Source organism: Kitasatospora sp. NPDC058063 (assembly GCF_042885395.1).
GTDB lineage: Bacteria > Actinomycetota > Actinomycetes > Streptomycetales > Streptomycetaceae > Kitasatospora > Kitasatospora lactacystinica.
On record NZ_JBHVSD010000036.1, the window covers coordinates 23,535 to 43,830 of the forward strand.

The 20,296-nt window shown below is 74.3% G+C and carries 16 protein-coding genes; 14 read left to right on the top strand and 2 right to left on the bottom strand.

Translation table 11 applies throughout. From position 1 onward, the window contains the following. Positions 1 to 75 precede the first annotated feature (75 nt). The 5 genes from dxr to ACFVUY_RS39000 all read left to right on the top strand — a co-directional run bounded on the left by dxr (position 76) and on the right by ACFVUY_RS39000 (position 5,756). Positions 76 to 1,317 (top strand): 1-deoxy-D-xylulose-5-phosphate reductoisomerase, encoded by a 1,242-nt coding sequence (gene dxr / locus ACFVUY_RS38980; protein WP_387736824.1) that lies wholly within the window; start codon positions 76 to 78, stop codon positions 1,315 to 1,317. Positions 1,318 to 1,397: 80 nt separating this feature from the next. After that, positions 1,398 to 2,702 (top strand): M50 family metallopeptidase, encoded by a 1,305-nt coding sequence (locus tag ACFVUY_RS38985; RefSeq protein WP_387736825.1) that lies wholly within the window; start codon positions 1,398 to 1,400, stop codon positions 2,700 to 2,702. A gap of 143 nt (positions 2,703 to 2,845) precedes the next feature. Further along, positions 2,846 to 4,006 carry a flavodoxin-dependent (E)-4-hydroxy-3-methylbut-2-enyl-diphosphate synthase gene (gene ispG, locus ACFVUY_RS38990; RefSeq protein ID WP_359909168.1) on the top strand — a complete coding sequence of 387 codons (1,161 nt, stop codon included), beginning with the start codon at positions 2,846 to 2,848 and terminating at the stop codon, positions 4,004 to 4,006. Positions 4,007 to 4,220: 214 nt separating this feature from the next. Then, positions 4,221 to 5,096 carry a GNAT family N-acetyltransferase gene (locus ACFVUY_RS38995; protein ID WP_380545025.1) on the top strand — a complete coding sequence of 292 codons (876 nt, stop codon included), beginning with the start codon at positions 4,221 to 4,223 and terminating at the stop codon, positions 5,094 to 5,096. A gap of 93 nt (positions 5,097 to 5,189) precedes the next feature. Beyond that, entirely contained in the window at positions 5,190 to 5,756 is a 567-nt protein-coding gene (locus ACFVUY_RS39000; RefSeq protein ID WP_387695018.1) for a GNAT family N-acetyltransferase, read from the top strand. A 17-nt stretch (positions 5,757 to 5,773) separates the two neighbouring features. On the opposite strand, the gene ACFVUY_RS39005 is transcribed toward ACFVUY_RS39000, so the two are convergent. Further along, positions 5,774 to 6,691, bottom strand: a complete 918-nt coding sequence (locus tag ACFVUY_RS39005) for an aminoglycoside phosphotransferase family protein (protein ID WP_387736826.1) — start codon at positions 6,689 to 6,691, stop codon at positions 5,774 to 5,776. 103 nt (positions 6,692 to 6,794) lie between these two features. After that, positions 6,795 to 7,718: a ferritin-like domain-containing protein gene (locus ACFVUY_RS39010; protein WP_387736827.1), complete on the bottom strand. Its 924-nt coding sequence runs from the start codon at positions 7,716 to 7,718 to the stop codon at positions 6,795 to 6,797. 283 nt (positions 7,719 to 8,001) lie between these two features. Here ACFVUY_RS39010 and rimP point away from each other — a divergent pair, with 283 nt between their 5' ends. The 9 genes from rimP (at position 8,002) to ACFVUY_RS39055 (ending at position 20,296) form a co-directional block, all read left to right on the top strand. Then, positions 8,002 to 8,538, top strand: a complete 537-nt coding sequence (rimP, locus tag ACFVUY_RS39015; RefSeq protein WP_359909157.1) for a ribosome maturation factor RimP — start codon at positions 8,002 to 8,004, stop codon at positions 8,536 to 8,538. 55 nt (positions 8,539 to 8,593) lie between these two features. Beyond that, on the top strand, positions 8,594 to 9,595 hold the full coding sequence (nusA, locus tag ACFVUY_RS39020) for a transcription termination factor NusA (protein ID WP_359909154.1): 1,002 nt from the start codon (positions 8,594 to 8,596) through the stop codon (positions 9,593 to 9,595). Between the two features lie 76 nt (positions 9,596 to 9,671). Beyond that, positions 9,672 to 9,965, top strand: a complete 294-nt coding sequence (locus ACFVUY_RS39025; protein WP_387736828.1) for a YlxR family protein — start codon at positions 9,672 to 9,674, stop codon at positions 9,963 to 9,965. Between the two features lie 228 nt (positions 9,966 to 10,193). Continuing rightward, complete coding sequence (infB, locus tag ACFVUY_RS39030; RefSeq protein WP_387695022.1) at positions 10,194 to 13,319, top strand: translation initiation factor IF-2; 3,126 nt, start codon at positions 10,194 to 10,196, stop codon at positions 13,317 to 13,319. A gap of 152 nt (positions 13,320 to 13,471) precedes the next feature. Next, positions 13,472 to 13,768 carry a DUF503 domain-containing protein gene (locus tag ACFVUY_RS39035; protein ID WP_030311386.1) on the top strand — a complete coding sequence of 99 codons (297 nt, stop codon included), beginning with the start codon at positions 13,472 to 13,474 and terminating at the stop codon, positions 13,766 to 13,768. A 153-nt stretch (positions 13,769 to 13,921) separates the two neighbouring features. Next, on the top strand, positions 13,922 to 14,362 hold the full coding sequence (rbfA, locus tag ACFVUY_RS39040; protein WP_359909144.1) for a 30S ribosome-binding factor RbfA: 441 nt from the start codon (positions 13,922 to 13,924) through the stop codon (positions 14,360 to 14,362). Positions 14,363 to 14,364: 2 nt separating this feature from the next. Further along, entirely contained in the window at positions 14,365 to 15,468 is a 1,104-nt protein-coding gene (locus ACFVUY_RS39045) for a bifunctional oligoribonuclease/PAP phosphatase NrnA (protein ID WP_387695023.1), read from the top strand. Between the two features lie 35 nt (positions 15,469 to 15,503). Then, positions 15,504 to 16,433 (top strand): tRNA pseudouridine(55) synthase TruB, encoded by a 930-nt coding sequence (truB, locus tag ACFVUY_RS39050; RefSeq protein ID WP_359909139.1) that lies wholly within the window; start codon positions 15,504 to 15,506, stop codon positions 16,431 to 16,433. A 224-nt stretch (positions 16,434 to 16,657) separates the two neighbouring features. Beyond that, a complete protein-coding gene (locus ACFVUY_RS39055) occupies positions 16,658 to 20,296 on the top strand; it encodes a serine protease (RefSeq protein WP_387736829.1) in 3,639 nt (1,212 codons plus the stop codon).

Sequence of the window (20,296 nt, forward strand, 5' to 3'; positions counted from 1 at the left end):
CCTGGGAAGTCCGGGGCGGCCCGGTGCGGCCCGGGGAAGTCCGGGGCGGTGCCGCGGACAGGACACAATGGGCGCATGACTTCGCTCGCCCACCCGCAGCTGCGCTTCACGCCCACCGTGGCGGACCCCTCCGGCCCCCGGGAGCTGGTGATCCTGGGTTCCACCGGTTCGATCGGCACCCAGGCGATCGACGTGGTGCTCCGCAACCCGGACCGCTTCCGGGTGGTCGCGCTGTCGGCGGCGGGCGGCCGGGTGGAGCTGCTCGCCGAGCAGGCGGTGCGGCTGGGCGTGCACACCGTGGCGGTGGCCGATCCGGCGGCCGAGCCGGCGCTGCGCGAGGCGCTGGCCGCGAAGGCGGCCGGCGGTCCGCTGCCGACCGTGCTGGTGGGCCCGGACGCGGCGACCGAGCTGGCCGCCCTGGAGTGCCACTCGGTGCTGAACGGCATCACCGGTTCGATCGGCCTGCGGCCGACGCTGGCCGCGCTGGAGGCGGGCCGGGTGCTGGTGCTGGCCAACAAGGAGTCGCTGATCGTCGGCGGTCCGCTGGTGAAGGCGGTGGCGAAGCCGGGCCAGATCGTGCCGGTGGACTCCGAGCACGCCGCGCTGTTCCAGGCGCTGGCCGGCGGTACCCGGGCCGAGGTGCGCAAGCTGGTGGTCACCGCCAGCGGCGGCCCGTTCCGCAACCGCACCCGGGAACAGCTGGCCGGGGTGACCCCGCAGGACGCGCTGGCGCACCCGACCTGGTCGATGGGCCCGGTCGTCACGATCAACTCGGCCACCCTGGTGAACAAGGGCCTGGAGGTGATCGAGGCGCACCTGCTGTACGACGTGCCGTTCGACCGGATCGAGGTCGTCGTCCATCCGCAGTCGGTGGTGCACTCGATGGTGGAGTTCACCGACGGTTCGACCCTGGCCCAGGCGAGCCCGCCGGACATGCGGATGCCGATCGCGCTGGGCCTGGGCTGGCCGGAGCGGGTGCCGGACGCCGCTCCCGCCTGCGACTGGACCAAGGCCGCCACGTGGGAGTTCTTCCCGCTGGACGACGAGGCCTTCCCGGCGGTCGAGCTGGCCCGCGAGGTGGGCTCCCTGGGCGCCACCTTCCCGGCGGTCTTCAACGCGGCGAACGAGGAGTGCGTGGAGGCATTTCTGAAGGGCCGCCTCGCCTTCACCGGAATCGTGGACACTGTTGCCAAGGTCGTGGCCGAGCACGGTCAGCGGGACGGCGCCGCGGCGCCGGGAACTTCCCTGACGGTGGAGGACGTCCTGCACGCGGAGGACTGGGCGCGCGCCCGGGCCCGCGAGCTGGCGGCCGGCTGACGGCCGGCCGACGGTCGGCCAATGGCCCCGATTGCGGTAGGACGAGACGATGAGCGGAGCGGCATGACGGAGGACCAACGGTGGCAACGGTTTTGACGGTGGTCGGCATCCTGGTCTTCGTCATCGGGCTGCTCATCTCGATCGCCTGGCACGAACTCGGCCACCTCTCCACGGCCAAGCTGTTCGGCATCCGGGTGCCGCAGTACATGGTCGGCTTCGGCCCGACCCTCTGGTCGCGCCCGAAGGGCGAGACCGAGTACGGCATCAAGGCGATCCCGTTCGGCGGGTACATCCGGATGATCGGGATGTTCCCGCCGGGCGAGGACGGCCGGATCACCAAGCGCAGCAGTTCGCCCTGGCGAACCATGATCGAGGACGCCCGCGAGGCCTCCTACGAGGAGATCCAGGAGGGTGACGAGAGCCGGCTTTTCTACACCCGCAAGCCCTGGAAGCGCATGATCGTCATGTTCGCCGGTCCGTTCATGAACCTGATCCTGGCGTTCGGGCTCTTCCTGACCGTCATGATGGGCTTCGGCGTCAACATGAGCGTGCCGACGGTCAGCTCGGTCGAGAAGTGCGTGGTCAAGGTCGGCCAGCCCCGGGACACCTGCCCGGAGGGCGCCCCGCAGACCCCGGCCGCCCAGGCCGGACTCAGGGCGGGCGACCGGATCCTCTCCTTCGACGGCGACCGGATCCACAGCTACGACCAGCTCCAGGCGGACATCCGGGAGTCGGCCGGCCGGAGCGTGCCGGTCGTGGTCGAGCGGGCCGGGGAGCAGCTCACCCTCACCCCGACCATCGCGGTCAACGACGTCCAGAAGTACGACGGCAACGGCGTCCCGCTCAAGGGCCAGAGCGTCCAGGCCGGGTTCCTCGGATTCACTCCCGCGAGTGGTGTGGTCCGGCTGGGATTCGGGCAGTCGGTCGACCGGATGTACGACATGACCGAGAACGGGGTGAAGTCGCTGATCGCGTTGCCGGGCAAGATCCCGGGGCTGTGGAACGCGGTCGTCGGCGACGCCCCGCGCGATCCGGACTCGCCGATCGGCATGGTCGGCGCCGCCCGGGTCAGCGGCGAGGTCTTCTCGCTCGACATCCCCGGCACCCAGCGGATCGCGTTCTACGTGAACCTGCTGGCCGGCATCAACCTGTCGCTCTTCCTCTTCAACATGCTGCCGCTGCTCCCGCTGGACGGCGGGCACATCGCCGGCGCGGCCTGGGAGGCGGTCCGGCGCCGGTTCGCACAACTGTTCCGGCGGCCCGACCCGGGCCCCTTCGACGTCGCCAAGCTGATGCCGGTGGCGTACGTGGTGGCCAGCATCTTCATCGGCTTCACCCTGCTGGTGATGGTCGCCGACCTGGTGAACCCGGTGAAGATCAGTTAGGGCGTTCGGGTACCACGGGTGTGCTGGGCGCCATGACGGTGCCGTACCGTGGAGGCCGGGTGCGCGATCGTCAGCGCGCCCGGCCTCGGCCGTGTCACGGCCGGGCGGTCGACCACACCTCAACCCCGGGGAACCCTGCGCACATGACCGCGATCTCGCTCGGTATTCCGTCCCTGCCGCTCAAGCCGCTGGCCAAGCGCCGTTACTCCCGGCAGATCATGGTCGGCAATGTGCCGGTCGGCGGCGACGCGCCGGTCTCGGTGCAGTCGATGACCACCACCGTGACCTCGGACATCAACGCCACGCTCCAGCAGATCGCCCAGCTCACCGCGTCCGGCTGCCAGATCGTCCGGGTCGCCGTGCCCTCGCAGGACGACGCCGACGCGCTGCCGATCATCGCCAGGAAGTCGCAGATCCCGGTCATCGCGGACATCCACTTCCAGCCCAAGTACGTCTTCGCGGCGATCGACGCCGGCTGCGCGGCGGTGCGCGTGAACCCGGGCAACATCAAGGCCTTCGACGACAAGGTCGGCGAGATCGCCAAGGCCGCCAAGGACGCGGGCGTCCCGATCCGGATCGGCGTCAACGCCGGCTCGCTGGACAAGCGGCTGATGGAGAAGTACGGCCGGGCCACCCCGGAGGCGCTGGTCGAGTCGGCGCTGTGGGAGTGCTCGCTGTTCGAGGAGCACGACTTCCGCGACATCAAGATCTCGGTCAAGCACAACGACCCGGTCGTGATGATCAACGCCTACCGCCAGCTCGCCGCCGCGTGCGACTACCCGCTGCACCTCGGTGTGACCGAGGCCGGGCCGGCCTTCCAGGGCACCATCAAGTCGGCGGTCGCCTTCGGCGCGCTGCTGGCCGAGGGCATCGGCGACACCATCCGGGTCTCGCTCTCCGCCCCGCCGGCCGAGGAGATCAAGGTCGGCAACCAGATCCTGGAGTCGCTCGGACTGCGCGAGCGCGGCCTGGAGATCGTCTCCTGCCCGTCCTGCGGACGCGCCCAGGTGGACGTCTACAAGCTCGCGGAGGAGGTCACCGCCGGGCTGGAGGGCATGGAGGTGCCGCTGCGGGTGGCCGTCATGGGCTGCGTCGTGAACGGTCCGGGCGAGGCCCGCGAGGCCGACCTCGGGGTCGCCTCCGGCAACGGCAAGGGGCAGATCTTCGTCAAGGGCGAGGTCATCAAGACCGTTCCGGAGTCGAAGATCGTCGAGACCCTGATCGAGGAGGCGCTCAAGCTCGCCGAGCAGATGCAGGCGGCGGGTGTCGAGGCGGGTGCGCCGACGGTGGTCGCCGGGGAGTGACCCCCGCGCGGCTTGTGCGGGAGCGAACCCCGCGTAGCTTGTTCTGACAGCCGTAGGTTGTCCTGACCGTACGGGAGCACCCGTGCGGTGCATTCCGGAAGCGGGGCCGTCCGTTCGCGGACGGCCCCGCGGCCGTAGCCGGGTGGGGCCACGGAGTAGGGTGCGGCCAGAGTCGTCTCAGTGAGGTGCTGTCTCGATGCTCGATCGAGGTGTGATGCTCCCGAGCTCCTTCCAGGCCGCCCGGGCCCTGGCCACCACCCGCGTGCTGGAGCCGCCGGACCTCCCGGACGCCCTGGAGATCCTCCACCGCGACCCGGTCGCCAACGCGTTCGTCGCCACCAGGGTCGAGGCCGTCGGGCTGGACCCGTGGCGGCTCGGCGGGGAGTTGTGGGGCTGGTACGACGGGGACGGCGTGCTGGACGCGCTCTGCTACGCCGGGGCGAACCTGGTCCTCGTCGACGCCGGGTCGGAAGCGGTCGCGGCGTTCGCGGAGCGGGCCCGCCGGCAGGGGCGGCGCTGCTCCTCGATCGTCGGGCCGGCGGCGGCCACGGCGGCCTTCTGGGCGCTGCTGGAGCGCAGTTGGGGGCCGGCCCGGGACGTGCGGGCGCACCAGCCGCTGTTGGCGACCTCGGTGCCGTCGGCGGAGATCGCGCCGGATCCGCTGGTGCGCAGGGTGCGGCGCGACGAGGTCGAGGCGCTGATGCCGGCCTGCGTGGCGATGTTCACCGAGGAGGTGGGGGTGTCGCCGCTGGCGGGGGACGGCGGGCTCCTCTACCAGGCCCGGGTGGCCGAACTCGTGTCCGCCGGGCGGTCGTTCGCGCGGTTCGGGGAGGACGGGCAGGTCGTCTTCAAGGCGGAGATCGGGGCGGTGACGGAGGGGGCCTGTCAGATCCAGGGGGTCTGGGTCGCTCCGGAGCACCGGGGGCAGGGGCTCTCCGAGACCGGGATGGCGGCGGTCCTGGACGTCGCGTTGCGGGAGGTGGCGCCGGTGGCGTCGCTGTACGTCAACGACTTCAACCTGCGGGCCCGGGCCGCGTACCGGCGGGTGGGGTTCCGGGAGGTCGGGGCGTTCATGAGCGTGCTGTTCTGAGGGGGAGGTCCCGGGCGGGGCGGGCGCGGTGTGGCGAGGTGCTGTTGGGATCTTCGGCCGCGCCGCAGGGCCACGGGTAGTAACGTCCGGAGCATGGATCAGCTGACCGGGGTGACGATCGAGGCCATCGACCTTGCGGCCTGGGCGCCGCAGGCGCTGGAGGTCCAGGCGGTGGCGTTCGGGCTGACGCCCGAAGAGGTCGCGGTACGGCTGCACATCGTGGGGCGGCACGCCCAGCAGCCGGGGGTGATCGCGCTGGGGGCGATGAGCGGGGGGCAGCTGGTCGGGTTCGGGTACGGGATGCCCAACCAGCGGGAGCACTGGTGGAGCACGGTGATCGAGCCCTACCTGGCCGCCCGCGGGTACGGGGACTGGCTGGACAGGGTCTTCGCCGTCACCGAGCTGCACGTGCTGCCGGAGTTCCAGGGGCAGGGGGTCGGCTCGCGGATCATCCGGACCCTGTGCGAGGCGTCGGGCCTGGACCGGAGCATCCTCTCGGCGATCGACGCGGAGACGCCGGCGCGGCGGCTGTACCGGGCGTTGGGGTACCAGGACCTGGCGCGGGCGGTGCGGTTCCCGGCGACGGACCGGCTGTACGCGGTGATGGGGGCCCGGCTGCCCCTGCGGGGAACCGGGGGCCAGCGGCCCAAGTACCTCTGACCCCAGAGGCCTTGAGGTCAGAGGGAGTCGGCGAATTCGAGGTGGAGCTCGGCGTCCTCGCGGCGGTCCGCGGCGAGGGCGCGCAGGGCGAGGTCGACGGCCCGGAAGAGGGTCCAGCCGCGCAGGCGCTCCCGGTCGACCTCGAGGGACTCGGCGAGCCGGCCCAGACGGCGGCGGACGGCCGCGGGGGCGCCGGGGGAGCCGAGCAGGGTGTCGGCGCGGTCCAGGGCGAGACGGGCCAGGTCGTAGGCGCGCTCGCCGGCCAGTGGGCTCGGGTCGACGGCCAGCCAGGGGGCCCGGTCGGCGGCCAGGACGTTGCCGTGGTGGAAGTCGCCGTGCAGGAGGAAGGACTCGTCGGCGGAGTCGGCCAGGCTCCGGGCGGTGTCCAGGGCCTCGGCGATCAGCTGCCGCGCTTCGGCGGCGGCGGGGTGGGGGTGTTCCGCGAGGCGGGCGGCGGCGGCGATCCGCTGGGCGGCGGCGGGGAAGGGGTGGCCCTCGGGGAGTTCCGTCCAGAGCCGGTGCAGCAGGCTGGTGGCCTCCAGTGCGGCCTTGGGCTCGGCGAGGGAGCGCAGCGGGATCTCGCCGTGGAGGCGTTCGAGCAGGAGGACCCCCTCGGCGGGGACGGCGTCGAGCAGGAGGACGGCTCCGCGGCCCGCCCAGTGGGCGAGGGCGGTGTGCTCCTGGGCGGTCTCGGGGGTGGGCAGGCCGATCTTGAGGACGGCGGGGGAGAGGTCGTCGCGGTGGACGTACGCGACGAGGCTGAGGCTGCCGCCGGGGTCGAGGATCCGTTCGAGCGTGAGGTTCCAGGCGGCGAGGTGGGTGGCGGCCTTCGCGGGGAGGTCGGCCAGCCATTGGCGGCCGGCCTCGCCGTGGGTGGCGGTGACGGTGTTCGTCAGCCAGGTGGGGACGGTGATGGTGGGTTCGGCTCCCGACATGGGTCCATTGTCGGGGTTTGGGAGGGCGGGGGCGCTCGGGAGGGTGCCGGCTTCCGGGCGGGAGGCGGTGCGGGAGGCGGGAGGCGGGCGCGGGGGCTCCGGGTCAGCCGGGGGTGCCGGGGAAGGGGGTGGCGGGGGCGCCCCAGTGGTGGGCGCGCCGGGCGGCTTCGCGGAGGGCGGTGGCGGCGAGGAGGCGGTAGGGGGCGGGGACGGCGGGGACCAGGTCGGCGTAGGCGGTGGTCAGGCGGGTTTCCAGGTGGACGGCGAGTTTGGCGGCGTCGGTGGGCGAGGTGACGGGGAAGGGGAGCCGGTAGCCGCCGGCGGCGGGGGTGGGGGCGGCGGTGAGGGTGCCGAGGAGGCGTTGCCAGGCGTCGCGTTGGGCCTGGTGGGCGGCGTGGGTGGTGCGGGCGTCGGCGCGTTGGGGGTCGTCGGGGAAGTGGGCGCCGACGACGCCGTAGCCGTAGACGGCGGCGTGTTCGGCGCCGAGGGCGGCCTGGAGGGCGGGGACGGCGGCGGCTCTGCCGGCGGGGGTGCCTTCGGTGTCGGCGTCGGGGGTCAGGACGGGGGTCGTGTCGCCGAGGGCCGCGGCGTGCAGGGCGTTGGAGGCGGAGACGGAGGCGAGCAGCCGGGCCAGGGGCGGGCCGACCTCGTCGAGGTCGTGGAGGTGGGCCTCGGCGGTCCGGTGCTCCATGAGGGCCAGCTCGGGGAGGGTGGGGAGGGAGCGGTACGGGGTGCTGGTGGGGGAGGGGCTCGCGCTCGGCAGGCCCTGGGCGAGGGCGGCGCGGTGCTGGACGGTGTCGTCGCGCAGGGGCTGGAGCAGGGCGGTCCGGGCGCCCGGGACGGTGAGCAGGTTGTCGTAGGCGCCGAGCAGGAGGTCGGTGGCGGCGATCGCGCGCAGGCGGACCGGGGTGTCCGGGTCGCGGGGCGGGGTGGGGTCGGCGTGCCGGTCGCCGACGGAGGCGGTGCAGGCGGTGAGGGCGGTGAGCAGTCCGAGGGTCAGGAGGGACCGTCGGCTGGGCGGCTGCATCGGGGGCGCTCCGGGCGGGTACGGGAGGACGGCCTCCCCGCCAGCCCTCGTTGGCGTGAATGATTACAGAATCCCCACGTTCCCGGGTCCGGTTCGGGGATGCCGGGCCGGGTGTGAGGTTGCTCGCAGTGGGTGGTGTGCGGGCGGCCGGGGGAGGTCAGGAATCGGTGGTTGGGGGCTTGACCGGATAGGCTTTGGGCCGAGCTGCCGTGATTCCGGTGTGGCACCGGGGGTGCGCGGCGACCTTCTGACAACAGCAGACGCGGCCGAGGAGTCCACCCGGATGAGCACCACCCACACCGACCGGCTGCGAGCGTTGCTGGAGCCGCTGGCCGAGCAGGCCGGACTGGACCTGGAGGACGTCAGGGTCACTCGGGCGGGCAGCCGCCGGCAGGTGCAGATCGACGTCGACACCGACGGCGGTGTGGACATGGACGCCATCGCCGAGTTCAGCCGGGTGGTCGGTGAGGCCCTGGACGAGTCGGACCTGATGGGGGACGACGCGTACCTGCTGGAGGTCGGCTCGCCGGGTGCGGAGCGTCCGCTGGTTCTGCCCCGGCACTGGCAGCGCGCCGAGGGTCGGCTGGCCAGGATCCACCTGGTGGACGGCGGGGAGATCGTCGCCCGGGTGCTGGAGGCCGACGAGGACGGCGCACTGGTCGAGGTGCAGCCGGTGAAGGGGCGCGGCCGTCCGAAGGAGCGCCGTCTGGCGTACGCGGAGGTGACCCGGGCGCGCGTCCAGGTCGAGTTCAACCGCAAGGACGACGAGCTCCTGGACGAGGCCGCGGACTTCGACGAGGGGGAGGACGGCGCCGAGTGACCCCTGGGTGCCGTACGACCATGACGAACGTGACGAAAGACGAGGAGGCGTAGCCGTGGACATCGACATGAGTGCCCTGCGCACGCTGGTCAACGAGAAGAACATCCCTTTCGACCTGCTGGTCGAGTCCATCGAGTCCGCCCTCCTCACCGCGTACCACCGCACCGAGGGCTCGCGCCGCCGGGCCCGGGTGAACCTGGACCGCAAGAGCGGCCACGTCACCGTGTGGGCCATGGAGGACCCGGCGGAGCTGGACGAGGGCGTCGAGCCGAAGGAGTTCGACGACACCCCGAACGGCTTCGGCCGGATCGCGTCCAGCATCGGCATCCAGGTGATGATGCAGCGCCTGCGCGACGCCGCCGACGACCAGACCTTCGGCGAGTACGCGGGCAAGGAGGGCGACATCGTCACCGGTGTCGTCCAGCAGGGCAACGACCCGAAGAACGTGCTGGTCGACATCGGCAAGCTGGAGGCCATCCTGCCGCCGCAGGAGCAGGTCCCGGGCGAGGACTACCGGCACGGCACCCGGCTGAAGTGCTACGTGGTGGCCGTGCGCCGGGGTGTGCGCGGTGCTTCGGTGACGCTGTCGCGCACCCACCCGAGCCTGGTGAAGAAGCTGTTCGCGCTGGAGGTCCCGGAGATCGCGGACGGCAGCGTGGAGATCGCGGCGATCGCCCGTGAGGCCGGCCACCGGACCAAGATCGCGGTCTGGTCGCGCCGCCAGGGCCTGAACGCCAAGGGCGCCTGCATCGGCCCGATGGGATCCCGGGTGCGCGCCGTGATGGGCGAGCTGCACGGCGAGAAGATCGACATCGTCGACTGGTCCGAGGATCCCCGGGAGATGGTGGCCGCCGCCCTGTCGCCCGCGCGGGTGACCAGCGTGGAGATCGTGGACGCCGCCCAGCGCTCCGCCCGGGTGATCGTGCCGGACTACCAGCTGTCGCTGGCGATCGGCAAGGAGGGGCAGAACGCCCGCCTGGCCGCGCGCCTGACCGGCTGGCGGATCGACATCCGTCCGGACACCGAGGGCCAGGCCGAGGAAGCGCAGGCCCGGTAATCAGTGTCGTCGTCGGCGTCCCCGCCGGTCCTCCGGGTTCGGCGGGGCGGCGCCATGTCGCTTCGGAGGGGTAGACTTGCCTTCGTCTGGCCGGACGCATGTCCGAGCACGCCCGGAACGCACCTGCGTGGGCTGCCGCAAGCGCGCGGCCAAGCACCAGCTGTTGCGTGTCACGGCGGTCGAGGGCGAGTGCGTCCCTGATCCCCGTGGCGCACTCCCGGGCCGGGGCGCTCATCTGCACCCCGATCCGACCTGCCTCGACCTCGCGGTCCGCCGTCGGGCGTTCCCCCGGGCCTTCCGGCTCCAGGGCACGCTCGACACCGAGCGGCTCCGCGGGTTCATCGGGGAGCGGGCGGGCGAAGCCTCGTAGCAGGGCCGCCTCCCGCGACGGCCGCCGCTCGCGCGGCGGAGAACCACCGCAACAAGCACAGCGCTCGGGAAGCCGCGCGCCGTGCACCAGTCAGGTACCTCGCGATGTGGAAGTAGGTCGAGATTGCGATGAGCTCTCGATGAGTACGCGATGAGTACGCGATGGGTACGCCCATGAAGTAGCGACAGTCCGGCGGACGAGACCCCCGGACTCATAGACAGGAGTGAAGTGGCTAAGGTCCGGGTTTATGAACTCGCCAAGGAGCTTGGCTTGGAGAGCAAGGCCGTCATGGCCAAGCTCACCGAGCTCGGTGAGTTCGTCCGTTCGGCGTCCTCGACGATCGAGGCGCCGGTCGTGCGCAAGCTGACTGACGCGCTTGGTGTGGCCCCCACTGGTGGTTCCGCCGCCAAGCCGGGCCCGCGGAAGTCCGCGGCGCCCTCCCCCGCCGCCGGCTCGGGTTCCCCGAAGCCGGGGGCCCCGACCCCGGGTCCGCGCCCCAGCGCGACCCCTGGTCCCCGTCCGACCCCGGCTGCCGCCGCGCCTTCCGCGCCGGCCGCCCCCGCCGCCCCGAAGCCGGCCACGCCGGCTCCGGGTGCGCCGACTCCGGGCCCGCGCCCGGCCGCACGTCCCGCCGCTCCGGCGGCCCCGGCCGCGCCCGCGGCCGAGTTCTCCTCGCCGGCTCCGGCCGGTGACGCCCCGCGTCCGGCCGCCCAGGCCCCGCGCCCCAGTGGCCAGGCCACCGGCGGTGCCCGTCCGGGCCCGCGTCCGGCCGGTCCGCGTCCGGGCAACAACCCGTTCACCTCGGGCAGCGCGACCGGCATGGGCCGCCCCGGTGACCGCCGTCAGGGCGGTCAGGGCGGTGCTCCGCGTCCGGGCGGTGCCCAGGGCGGCGACCGTCCGCGTCCCGGTGGCGACCGTCCGCGTCCCGCCGGTGCTCCGGGTGCCGGTGCTCCCCGTCCGGGTGGTGCTCCGGGTGCCGGTGCTCCCCGTCCGGGTGGTGCCCCGCGTCCCGGTGGCGACCGTCCGCGTCCCGCCGGTGCTCCGGGTGCCGGTGCCCCCCGTCCGGGTGGTGCCCCGCGTCCCGACGGCATGCCGCGTCCGGCCGCGCCGCGTCCCGGTGGTCCGACCCCGTCCGGCATGCCCCGCCCGAACCCGGGCATGATGCCGCAGCGTCCGGCCGGCCCGCGTCCGGGTCCGGGTGGCCGTGGTCCGGGTGGCCCCGGCGGCCGTCCGGGTGGTCCGGGTGCCGGCGGTGCCCGTCCGGGCTTCCAGGGCCGTCCGGCCGGTCCGGGCTCGCGTCCGGCCGGTGGCGGTGGCTTCGGCGGTCCGCGTCCCGGTGGCGGCGCCCCCGGCGGTGGCGGTGGCTTCGGCCCGCGTCCCGGCGGCTTCGGCGGTCGTCCCGGTGGCCCGGGTGCCCGTGGTGGCACGCAGGGTGCCTTCGGTCGTGGCCCGGGCGGTCGCCCGGCTCGCGGTCGCAAGTCGAAGCGGGCGAAGCGCCAGGAGTACGAGGCCATGCAGGCCCCGTCCGTCGGCGGTGTGATGCTGCCTCGCGGCAACGGCCAGACCGTTCGCCTGTCGAGCGGCGCCTCGCTGATGGACTTCGCGGAGAAGATCAACGCCAACCCGGCCGCGCTCGTCTCCGTCATGTTCAACCTCGGTGAGATGGTCACCGCGACCCAGTCGGTCTCCGACGCCACGCTGCAGCTGCTGGCGGACGAGATGGGCTTCGTCCTGGAGATCGTCAGCCGGGACGACGAGGACCGCGAGCTGCTGGAGTCGTTCGACATCGACTTCGGTGCCAACGAGGGCGACGAGGACCAGCTGGCCCCGCGCCCGCCGGTCGTCACCGTCATGGGTCACGTCGACCACGGTAAGACCCGCCTGCTGGACGCGATCCGCAAGTCCAACGTGGTGGCCGGTGAGGCGGGTGGCATCACCCAGCACATCGGTGCCTACCAGGTGGCGACGGTCGTGAACGGCGAAGAGCGCCCGATCACCTTCCTCGACACCCCGGGTCACGAGGCGTTCTCCGCCATGCGTGCCCGTGGTGCCAAGTCCACCGACATCGCGATCCTGGTGGTCGCGGCCAACGACGGTGTCATGCCGCAGACGGTCGAGGCGCTGAACCACGCCAAGGCCGCGGGTGTGCCGATCGTGGTCGCCGTCAACAAGATCGACGTCGAGGGCGCCGACCCGACCAAGGTCCGCGGTCAGCTGACCGAGTTCGGTCTGGTGGCCGAGGAGTACGGCGGCGACACCATGTTCGTCGACATCTCCGCGCGCCAGGGCCTGAACATCGACCAGCTGCTGGAGGCCGTGGTCCTGACCGCGGACGCCTCGCTGGACCTGCGGGCCAACCCCGAGCAGGACGCGCAGGGTATCGCCATCGAGGCGCACCTGGACAAGGGCCGCGGCGCCATGGCGACCGTGCTCGTGCAGCGCGGTACCCTCCGCGTCGGCGACTCGATCGTCGTGGGCGACGCCTACGGCCGCGTCCGCGCGATGCTGGACGAGAACGGCAACAGCCTCGCCGAGGCCGGCCCGTCCCGTCCGGTGCTGCTGCTCGGTCTGACCTCGGTGCCCCGCGCCGGCGACAGCTTCATCGTCGTCGACGAGGACCGCACCGCCCGTCAGATCGCCGAGAAGCGCTCGGCCCGCGACCGCAACGCCGCCTTCGCGCAGCGTCGGGTCCGGGTGTCCCTGGAGGACCTGGACAAGGCCATCGCCGCCGGCTCCATCGAGCAGCTCAACCTCATCATCAAGGGTGACGTCTCCGGTTCGGTCGAGGCCCTTGAGGACGCCCTGGTCAAGCTGGACGTCGGCGAGGAGGTCGAGCTCCGGGTCCTGCACCGCGGTGTGGGTGCCATCACCGAGTCCGACGTGGACCTGGCGATGGGCTCGGACGCCATCATCATCGGCTTCAACGTGCGCGCCGAAGGCCGTGCGCGCGCCGCGGCCGACAAGGAAGGCGTGGACGTCCGGTACTACTCGGTCATCTACCAGGCGATCGAGGAGATCGAGAACGCCCTCAAGGGCATGCTCAAGCCGGAGTACGAGGAGGTGCGCCTCGGCGCCGCGGAGATCCGCGAGGTCTTCCGCTCCTCCAAGTTCGGCAACATCGCCGGTGTCCTGGTCCGCGACGGCATCATCCGCCGCAACGCCAAGGCCCGCCTCATCCGCGACGGCAAGGTCGTGGCGGAGAACCTCTCGATCGAGGGTCTGCGCCGCTTCAAGGACGACGCGACCGAGGTCCGCGAGGGCTTCGAGGCCGGTGTCACCCTGGGGTCGTTCAACGACATCAAGGTCGAGGACATCATCGAGACCTACGAGATGCGCGAGAAGCCGCGCGCCTAGTCGGTGTCAGCCGGGGCCGGTCGACGGGTGGTATTTCCGTCGACCGGCCCCGGTCTCGCTGTGTAGGGTCCGGGGAGTAGTCGGACACAGCGGAGCCGGCCCGGTTCCGGGCTGCTCCCCGAGGCCTTCCAGGTCGGCGAGACCTGTCATACATGTTCGTGGGAACACTCACCTTCGACCTGCTGCTGGGCGACGTCCACTCGCTCAAGGAGAAGCGTTCGATCGTGCGGCCCATCGTGGCCGAACTGCAGCGCAAGTACAGCGTGTGCGCTGCCGAGACCGGGAACCAGGACCTGCACCGCCGGGCCGAGATCGGTCTGGCGGTGGTGGCCGGCGAAGCCGGGTACGTCACCGAGGTCCTGGACAGCTGTGAGCGGTTGGTCGCCGGCCGCCCCGAGGTGCAACTCCTCTCCGCGAGGAGGCGCTACCACAACGACGACGATGAATGAGGCCCGTGGAGCCGGCCGGCGGAAGTCGCCGTTCTCACACGGATCAGGACCGAGAGCGCCCGCAAGGCCGGGCGCGGGCCGGTACTTTGGGGCGTGGGCCCCGACGGGTGCGCAGCTCACCCGGGTACCGGGCCCACTGCACGAGGAGGCAACGTGACCGACACCGCAAGGGCGCGCAAGCTCGCCGACCGCATCCAGGTGGTCGTCGCCCAGACCCTGGAACGGCGGATCAAGGACCCCCGTCTGGGGTTCGTGACCATCACCGACACCCGGGTGACCGGAGACCTGCGCGAGGCCACCGTCTTCTACACCGTCTTCGGTGACGAGACCGAGCGCGAGGCCACCGCGGCCGCGCTGGAGAGCGCCAAGGGCGTGATCCGTTCCGAGGTCGGCAAGATCGGCGTGCGCTTCACGCCGACGCTGACCTTCGTCGCGGACGCGCTGCCGGACAACGCCCGGAACATCGACGACCTGCTCGACCGGGCCCGCACCTCGGACGCCGCCGTGCGCACCCAGGCCGCGGGGGCGGACTACGCCGGCGGCGCGGACCCGTACCGGGTTCCGGCGTCCGAGCGTGACGACGAGGACGAGTAGTCATGGCGGGTGAGCCGGCGCGGGCCGCCCCGCGAGCCGGATCGACCACGGGGGCGTCCTCCACCAGCACGGTGGAGGGTGCCCTCGCGGCGCTCCCGGGCCCGCGCACCGAGGAGAGCGGGTTCGAGCTGATCTGGCAGCAGGTGGTGGCGGAGATTGGGCGGGCCCGTTCGATCGACCTGATCTGCCACATCTGCCCGGACGGCGACGCGCTGGGCTCCTCGCTGGCGGCCGCGCTGGCGCTGCGCGCGCTCGGCAAGCAGGTGCGGGTCTCCTTCGGCGACGACCCGCAGATCGTGCCCGAGTCGCTGGTCTTCCTGCCCGGCCAGGAGCTGATCGTGCCGGCCGCCGCGGTGCCGGACGTGCCCGAGCTGGTGCTCTGCTTCGACGTGGCCGCGGAGAGCCGGCTCGGCCTGCTGCACGACAAGGCCTTCGCCGCGCCCGTGCTGGTGGTGTTCGACCACCACGCCTCCAACCCGGGCTTCGGCACCCACCAGCTGATCGACCCGACCGCTCCGGCCACCGCCGTGCTGGTCGACGAGCTGCTGCGCCGGCTCGGCGTCGAGCTGGACGAGGAGCTGGCCACCTGCCTCTACACGGGTGTGGCCACCGACACCGGCTCGTTCAAGTACCGGGCCACCACGCCCGCCACCCACGAGCTGGCCGCCCGGCTGCTGGCCACCGGCATCCGGCACGACCTGATCTCCCGGCAGCTGTGGGACACCTCGTCCTTCGGCTACCTCAAGGTGCTCGCGGGCGCGCTCGACCGGGCCGTCTACGAGCCGGAGGCGGCCGACGGGCTGGGGCTGGTGTGGACCTGGGTGCCGTACCAGGACCTCGCGCTGTTCAGCGTCACGGTCGAGGAGATCGAGGGACTGATCGACATCCTGCGCCGCCCGGCCGAGGCCGAGGTGGCGCTGGTGCTCAAGCAGGACCCGGACGGCACGCTGCGCGGCTCCTCGCGCTCCCGGGGCGTGGTGGACGTCGCCGCGGCCTGCGCCGAACTGGGCGGCGGTGGGCACGTCCACGCGGCCGGATTCAGCGTCCGGGAGGACGTGGCCGCGGTGGTCGAGCGGTTCCGGGGCGCGCTGCGACCGGTACGTTGATCATCTCTGCTGATGTTGTTGAGAGAAAGAACCCGATGAAGCGCAAAGGCACCGGCCCGGACGGCCTGGTGATCGTCGACAAGCCCGAGGGCATCACCTCGCACGGGGTCGTCGCCAAGCTGCGGTGGCTGGCCGGAACCCGGAAGGTCGGACACGCCGGCACCCTGGACCCGATGGCCACCGGCGTGCTGGTGATCGGCATCGAGCGGGCCACCCGGCTGCTCGGCCACCTGATGCTCACCGCCAAGACCTACGAGGCGACCGTCCGGCTCGGCCAGACCACCGTCACCGACGACCGCGAGGGCGAGGTCACCTCCTCGGCCCCGGCCGACGCCGTCACCCGGGAGGCGATCGACGCCGGGATCGCGGCACTCACCGGCGAGATCATGCAGGTGCCGTCCAAGGTCAGCGCGATCAAGATCGACGGCAAGCGCTCGTACGCCCGGGTGCGCGAGGGCGAGGACTTCGAGCTCGCGGCCCGGCCGACCACGATCCACTCCTTCACCGTGCACGAGCAGCGCGCGGCGGTCGCCGAGGACGGCACGCCGGTGATCGACCTGGACGTCACCGTCGAGTGCTCCTCCGGTACCTACATCCGGGCGCTGGCCCGGGACCTGGGCGCCGGGCTCGGCGTCGGCGGCCACCTGACCGCGCTGCGGCGCACCAAGGTGGGGCCGTACGGGGTGGAGTCGGCGCGCACCCTGGAGCAGCTGGAGGCCGAGGTCACCGGCGAGGACGCCAAGGGGCTGGAGGTGCTGCCGATCGCGGAGGCCGCGGCGGCCGCCTTCCCGCGCTGGGACCTGGACGAGGCCTCGGCGCAGAAGCTGTCGCACGGCGCCCGGCTGAAGGCGCCCGGGATGGGCGTGGACGGGCCGATCGCGGTGTACGGGCCGGACGGGCGCTTCCTCGCGCTGGTCGAGGAGAAGGGCGGGCAGGCGAAGCCGGTCGCGGTCTTCGTCGGCTGACGGCCCCACCGCTGTTCGGCCCCACCGCTGTTCGGAGCCATCGCTGTTCGGAGCCCCCGTCGGGAGTCATCCCGACGGGGGCTCCGCCGTTCCCACGGCACCTTCACCCGCACGAGGGAGCGCGCGGAGCGAACGCCCGTGGTGAGCGGCGCGGGCGCGGTCGGGGCGCCGCTCCGGCGGGCAGGCTCCCGACGGCGAGCGAGCGACGGCCGAAGGGGTACGGGATGCCGGGGTTTCCGGAGGGCGATCCGGGGCGGTACCTGCTGCGGATCCGCGACCTCGACGGGCGGCTGCACGGCCTGGGGTTCGTCGCCGACCCGCAGGGGAGCGTGCTGACGGCGCACGAGAGCGTGGCCGGCCTGGACCGGATCGTGCTGCACACCCCCGGCGGGCAGACCAGGGTGCTCGGCCCGGACGCCGTGCTGCCCCTGCCCGGGTACGGCCTCGCCCTGCTGCGCACCGAGGCGCTCGGCGGGCTGCCGGTGCCGCCGCTGCCGCTGGCCCCCGCCGCGGCCGCGCGGGAGGTGCTGCTGCCCGCGCTGGCGGGGGAGGACGGCCGGGTGGTCGCGCTGCGCTGCGGACTGCTCGGGGTCACCGCGGCGGCCTACCGCGGGCACCGGCTGGGCGGGGTGCTGCTGCTGGACGTGCCGGTGGTCGGCGGGGTCGCGGTACCGGCCGGCTCGCCGGTGCTGGACGCCCGCAGCGGGGCGGTGGTCGCCCTGGCCGCGCCCGCCCTGGGCGGGCCCCGGCACGGCGGGGCGCTGCCGGCCGTGGCGGTGGGGGTGGGGGCGGGCCCGTCGGACCGGACGGGCGGAGCCGAGGCGCTGGCCGGGCTGCTGGCGGGCAACGCGGCCGCGGTGCCCGGCTACGGCCCGGCGCTCAATCTGGCCGGGGTGCTGCGGCTGACCGCCGCCCAGGTGACGGCGGCCGGTGCCGGGCCGGGCCGGGTGGCCCACCTGGCCGCCGACCGGGTGGACCGGCCGGACGGCCTGGCCGGGGACGCTCCGGTCGCGACCGTCACCGTGCTGGTCGGCGCCCCCGGCAGCGGGCGCACCACCGAACTGGCCGCCCTCGCCGCCCGCCGCCACGGCGGCGCCCACCCGCTGCCCACCCTCTGGCTGCGCGGCGCCGACCTGCACGCCGACGACCGGTCGCTCGCCGAGCCGGTGGAGCGGGCGCTGGCCGCCGCGGCGGCCGGACTCGGGACCCCGGCGCCCGCGCCCGAGCCGGTGGCCGCGCTGTGCGCGGCGGCCGGCCGGCCGCTGCTGGTGGTCCTGGACGGCCCCGAGGAGGCCCCGCTGCCGGTGGACGCGCGCTGGCTGCGCGGCGCCGGCCAGTGGCTGACCGGCTGCGGGGCCCGGCTGGTGACGGCCTGCGGGGAGGAGCTGTGGGAACTGCTCGCGGCCGAGACCTGGGGCAGCGGCACCCCGGACCCCCGCCGGACGGAGGAGCCGCACCCGTACGGGGACCTGGGCAGCGCCCCCACCGTGCGGATGGACGGCCGCGGCCACGGCGGGCCGAGCCTGGCCGGACAGCGGCTCGGCCCGCTGCCCCCCGAGGCGGCCGAGCGGGTCCGCCGCCGGTACGGGCTGCCCCCCGGGCACCCGGCCGCCGCCGAGGACGCCCGGCACCCGCTGGCCGTCCGGCTGGCCGGGGAGCTGTGGGCCCAGGGGCTGCACGACGGGCCGGTGCGCCGGGGCGACCTGTTCGGCGCCTTCCTGGACCTGCGCTGCCTGCGGGTGGCCCAGCGGCTGGCCGAGGACGCTCGGCCGCGCCGCCCGGGCGCCCACCGCCGGGGCGCGGTGCGGCCCGGCACGCCGCGGCACCGGCGGGTGCGCCGGCTCGCGGCGGCGGTGGCCGGGCGGGTGCACGAGGCGGCCCGGCGGATGCTCGGCGACCGGTCGGACGGCGGGCTGGACCACGCCGTCTTCGAGGAGCTGTTCCCGGTCGAGGGCGGCTGGGCCGCGGCGGTGCTCGCCGAGGGCCTGTTCGTTCCGGCCGGGCCCGGATTCCGCTTCGCGCACGGGGAGTTCGCGGACTGGCTGCAGGGCCGGCACCTGGACCTGGACGCGGCGCTGCGGCTGCTGCTCGGCGAGGCCGAGGACACCCCGCCCTGGCCGGCCGACGAGCCGGAGGAGCCCGGCGGCCACCGCGCGGGGGAGCCGGCTACCGGGGCGAGCGCCGTCCCCCGGCACCGGATCGGCCCGGTCGTCGCCGCGCTGCGCCGGGTGGCCGAGACCTGGGGCGCCGGCGCCCTCGACCCGTGGCTGCACCGGATCTGGCGCGCCCTGGACCTCCGCCCGCCGGGCAGTGAACCCGCTTGGTGGGCGGCCGGGTTGCTCGCCGCGGGTCTGACCGTCGGCCCGGACCCGGCCGAACACCGGGCACTGCTCGACCAGTTGGCGTCCCGGATCGCCGAACGGGCGGGCCCGGCGGGGCTCCGGGCGGCCGGGCTCGGCCGCTTCGGGCCGGGCTTCTGGACCGGCCTCGGCCTGCCCGTCGAGGCCGAACTCGACCTGCTGCGCCGCCTGATGCCCGCCGACGGCCCCGGGCAGCGCTACCTCGCCGCGGTGGCCGAGCGGCTGCGCGCCGACCCGGTCGCGGTGTTCCCGCTGCTCTGCGCCTGGTTCGAGGACGTGCGCGGCCTGCCGGGGCGGCCCGGCCGCACCGTCGCCGACGTCGCCCACGACCTGCTGCGCGCCCACCGCCGGCTCGCCCTGGACGAGCTGGCCGACGCGCTGGCCGCGGCCGCGCACCCGAGGGCGGACGCGCTGCTGACCGTGCTCGCCGCCGAGGAGCCGTCCGCGCTCTGCCGAGCGGTGGACCGCTGGAGCCACGACCGGAGGCCCGAACGGCACGTCGCGGCCGCCGTGCACGCGCTGCGGACCGCCCCGTACGCCTCCGGTGCCGGGGCGGAGCTGCTGCGGTTCACCGCGCTGACCCTGCTCGCCCGGGAGGACGAGCCCGGCCTGCACGGGGCCGCGCTGGCACTGCTGGTCGGTGACCCGGCGACCCGCTCCGCGTACCTGCCGGCCGCCCTCGCCCGGCTCCGGGCCGGCGGCGACGCCTTCCTCACCCCGCGGGCGCTCGCTCCGGCCCTGGAGAGCGACCCGGAGCCCGTCCTGGCCGCGTTCGCCGACCGCTCGGCCGGCCCCGGCGCGGCCCTCGCCGAGACGCTGCGGGTGCTCGCCGACGCCACCGCCCCGGCGGCCGTGCGGCGGGGCGCCGAGCTGGCCGCCGGGCTGCTGCGGACGGACCCGGCGCCGGCCGGGCCGGTCGCCGTCGACTACCTCGGCCGCCGGCTGGGGCGCGCCGGCGCCGTCGGCCCGGCCGACCGGCTGGAGCTGCGGGTGCTGCTCGGCGTCGCGCTGGCCGCCCGCGGGGCGGAGGTCCGGCGGCCGTTCGCCGAGGTGCTGTCCGTCCCGGTGGCCGACCCGGCGGCGGACGCGCTGCGCTGCGAGCTGCTGGACACCCTGCTCGCCACCGAGGCCGACCCGGTGGTGCTGACCGCCGCCGTGGAAGGGCTCGCCGAGCACTGCGCGGCCGAGAATCCCGCCCGGGCCCGGGCGGTGCTGGCCCGGGCCACCCCGGGGCTGCCGGGCGCGGACGAGCTGCTGGTGCGCTGCGCCGGGCGGTCGGCGGCCTTCGCCCGGCTGCTCGCCCGCTGGCCGTCCGGCGCCGCGCCGACCGCCCCGGACGGCCCCCGACTGGCCCGGATGCGGGCCCTGACGGCGGCCGGACGGGACCCTCAGTACGCCGCCGCCGAGGCCGAGCGGGCCGTGTCCGGGCGGTCGGCGGGGCCCTCGGCGGGCTCAACCCGTATTCCGGTGCCTGAGCCGGGGCAGGCGCATGGCACGCTATAG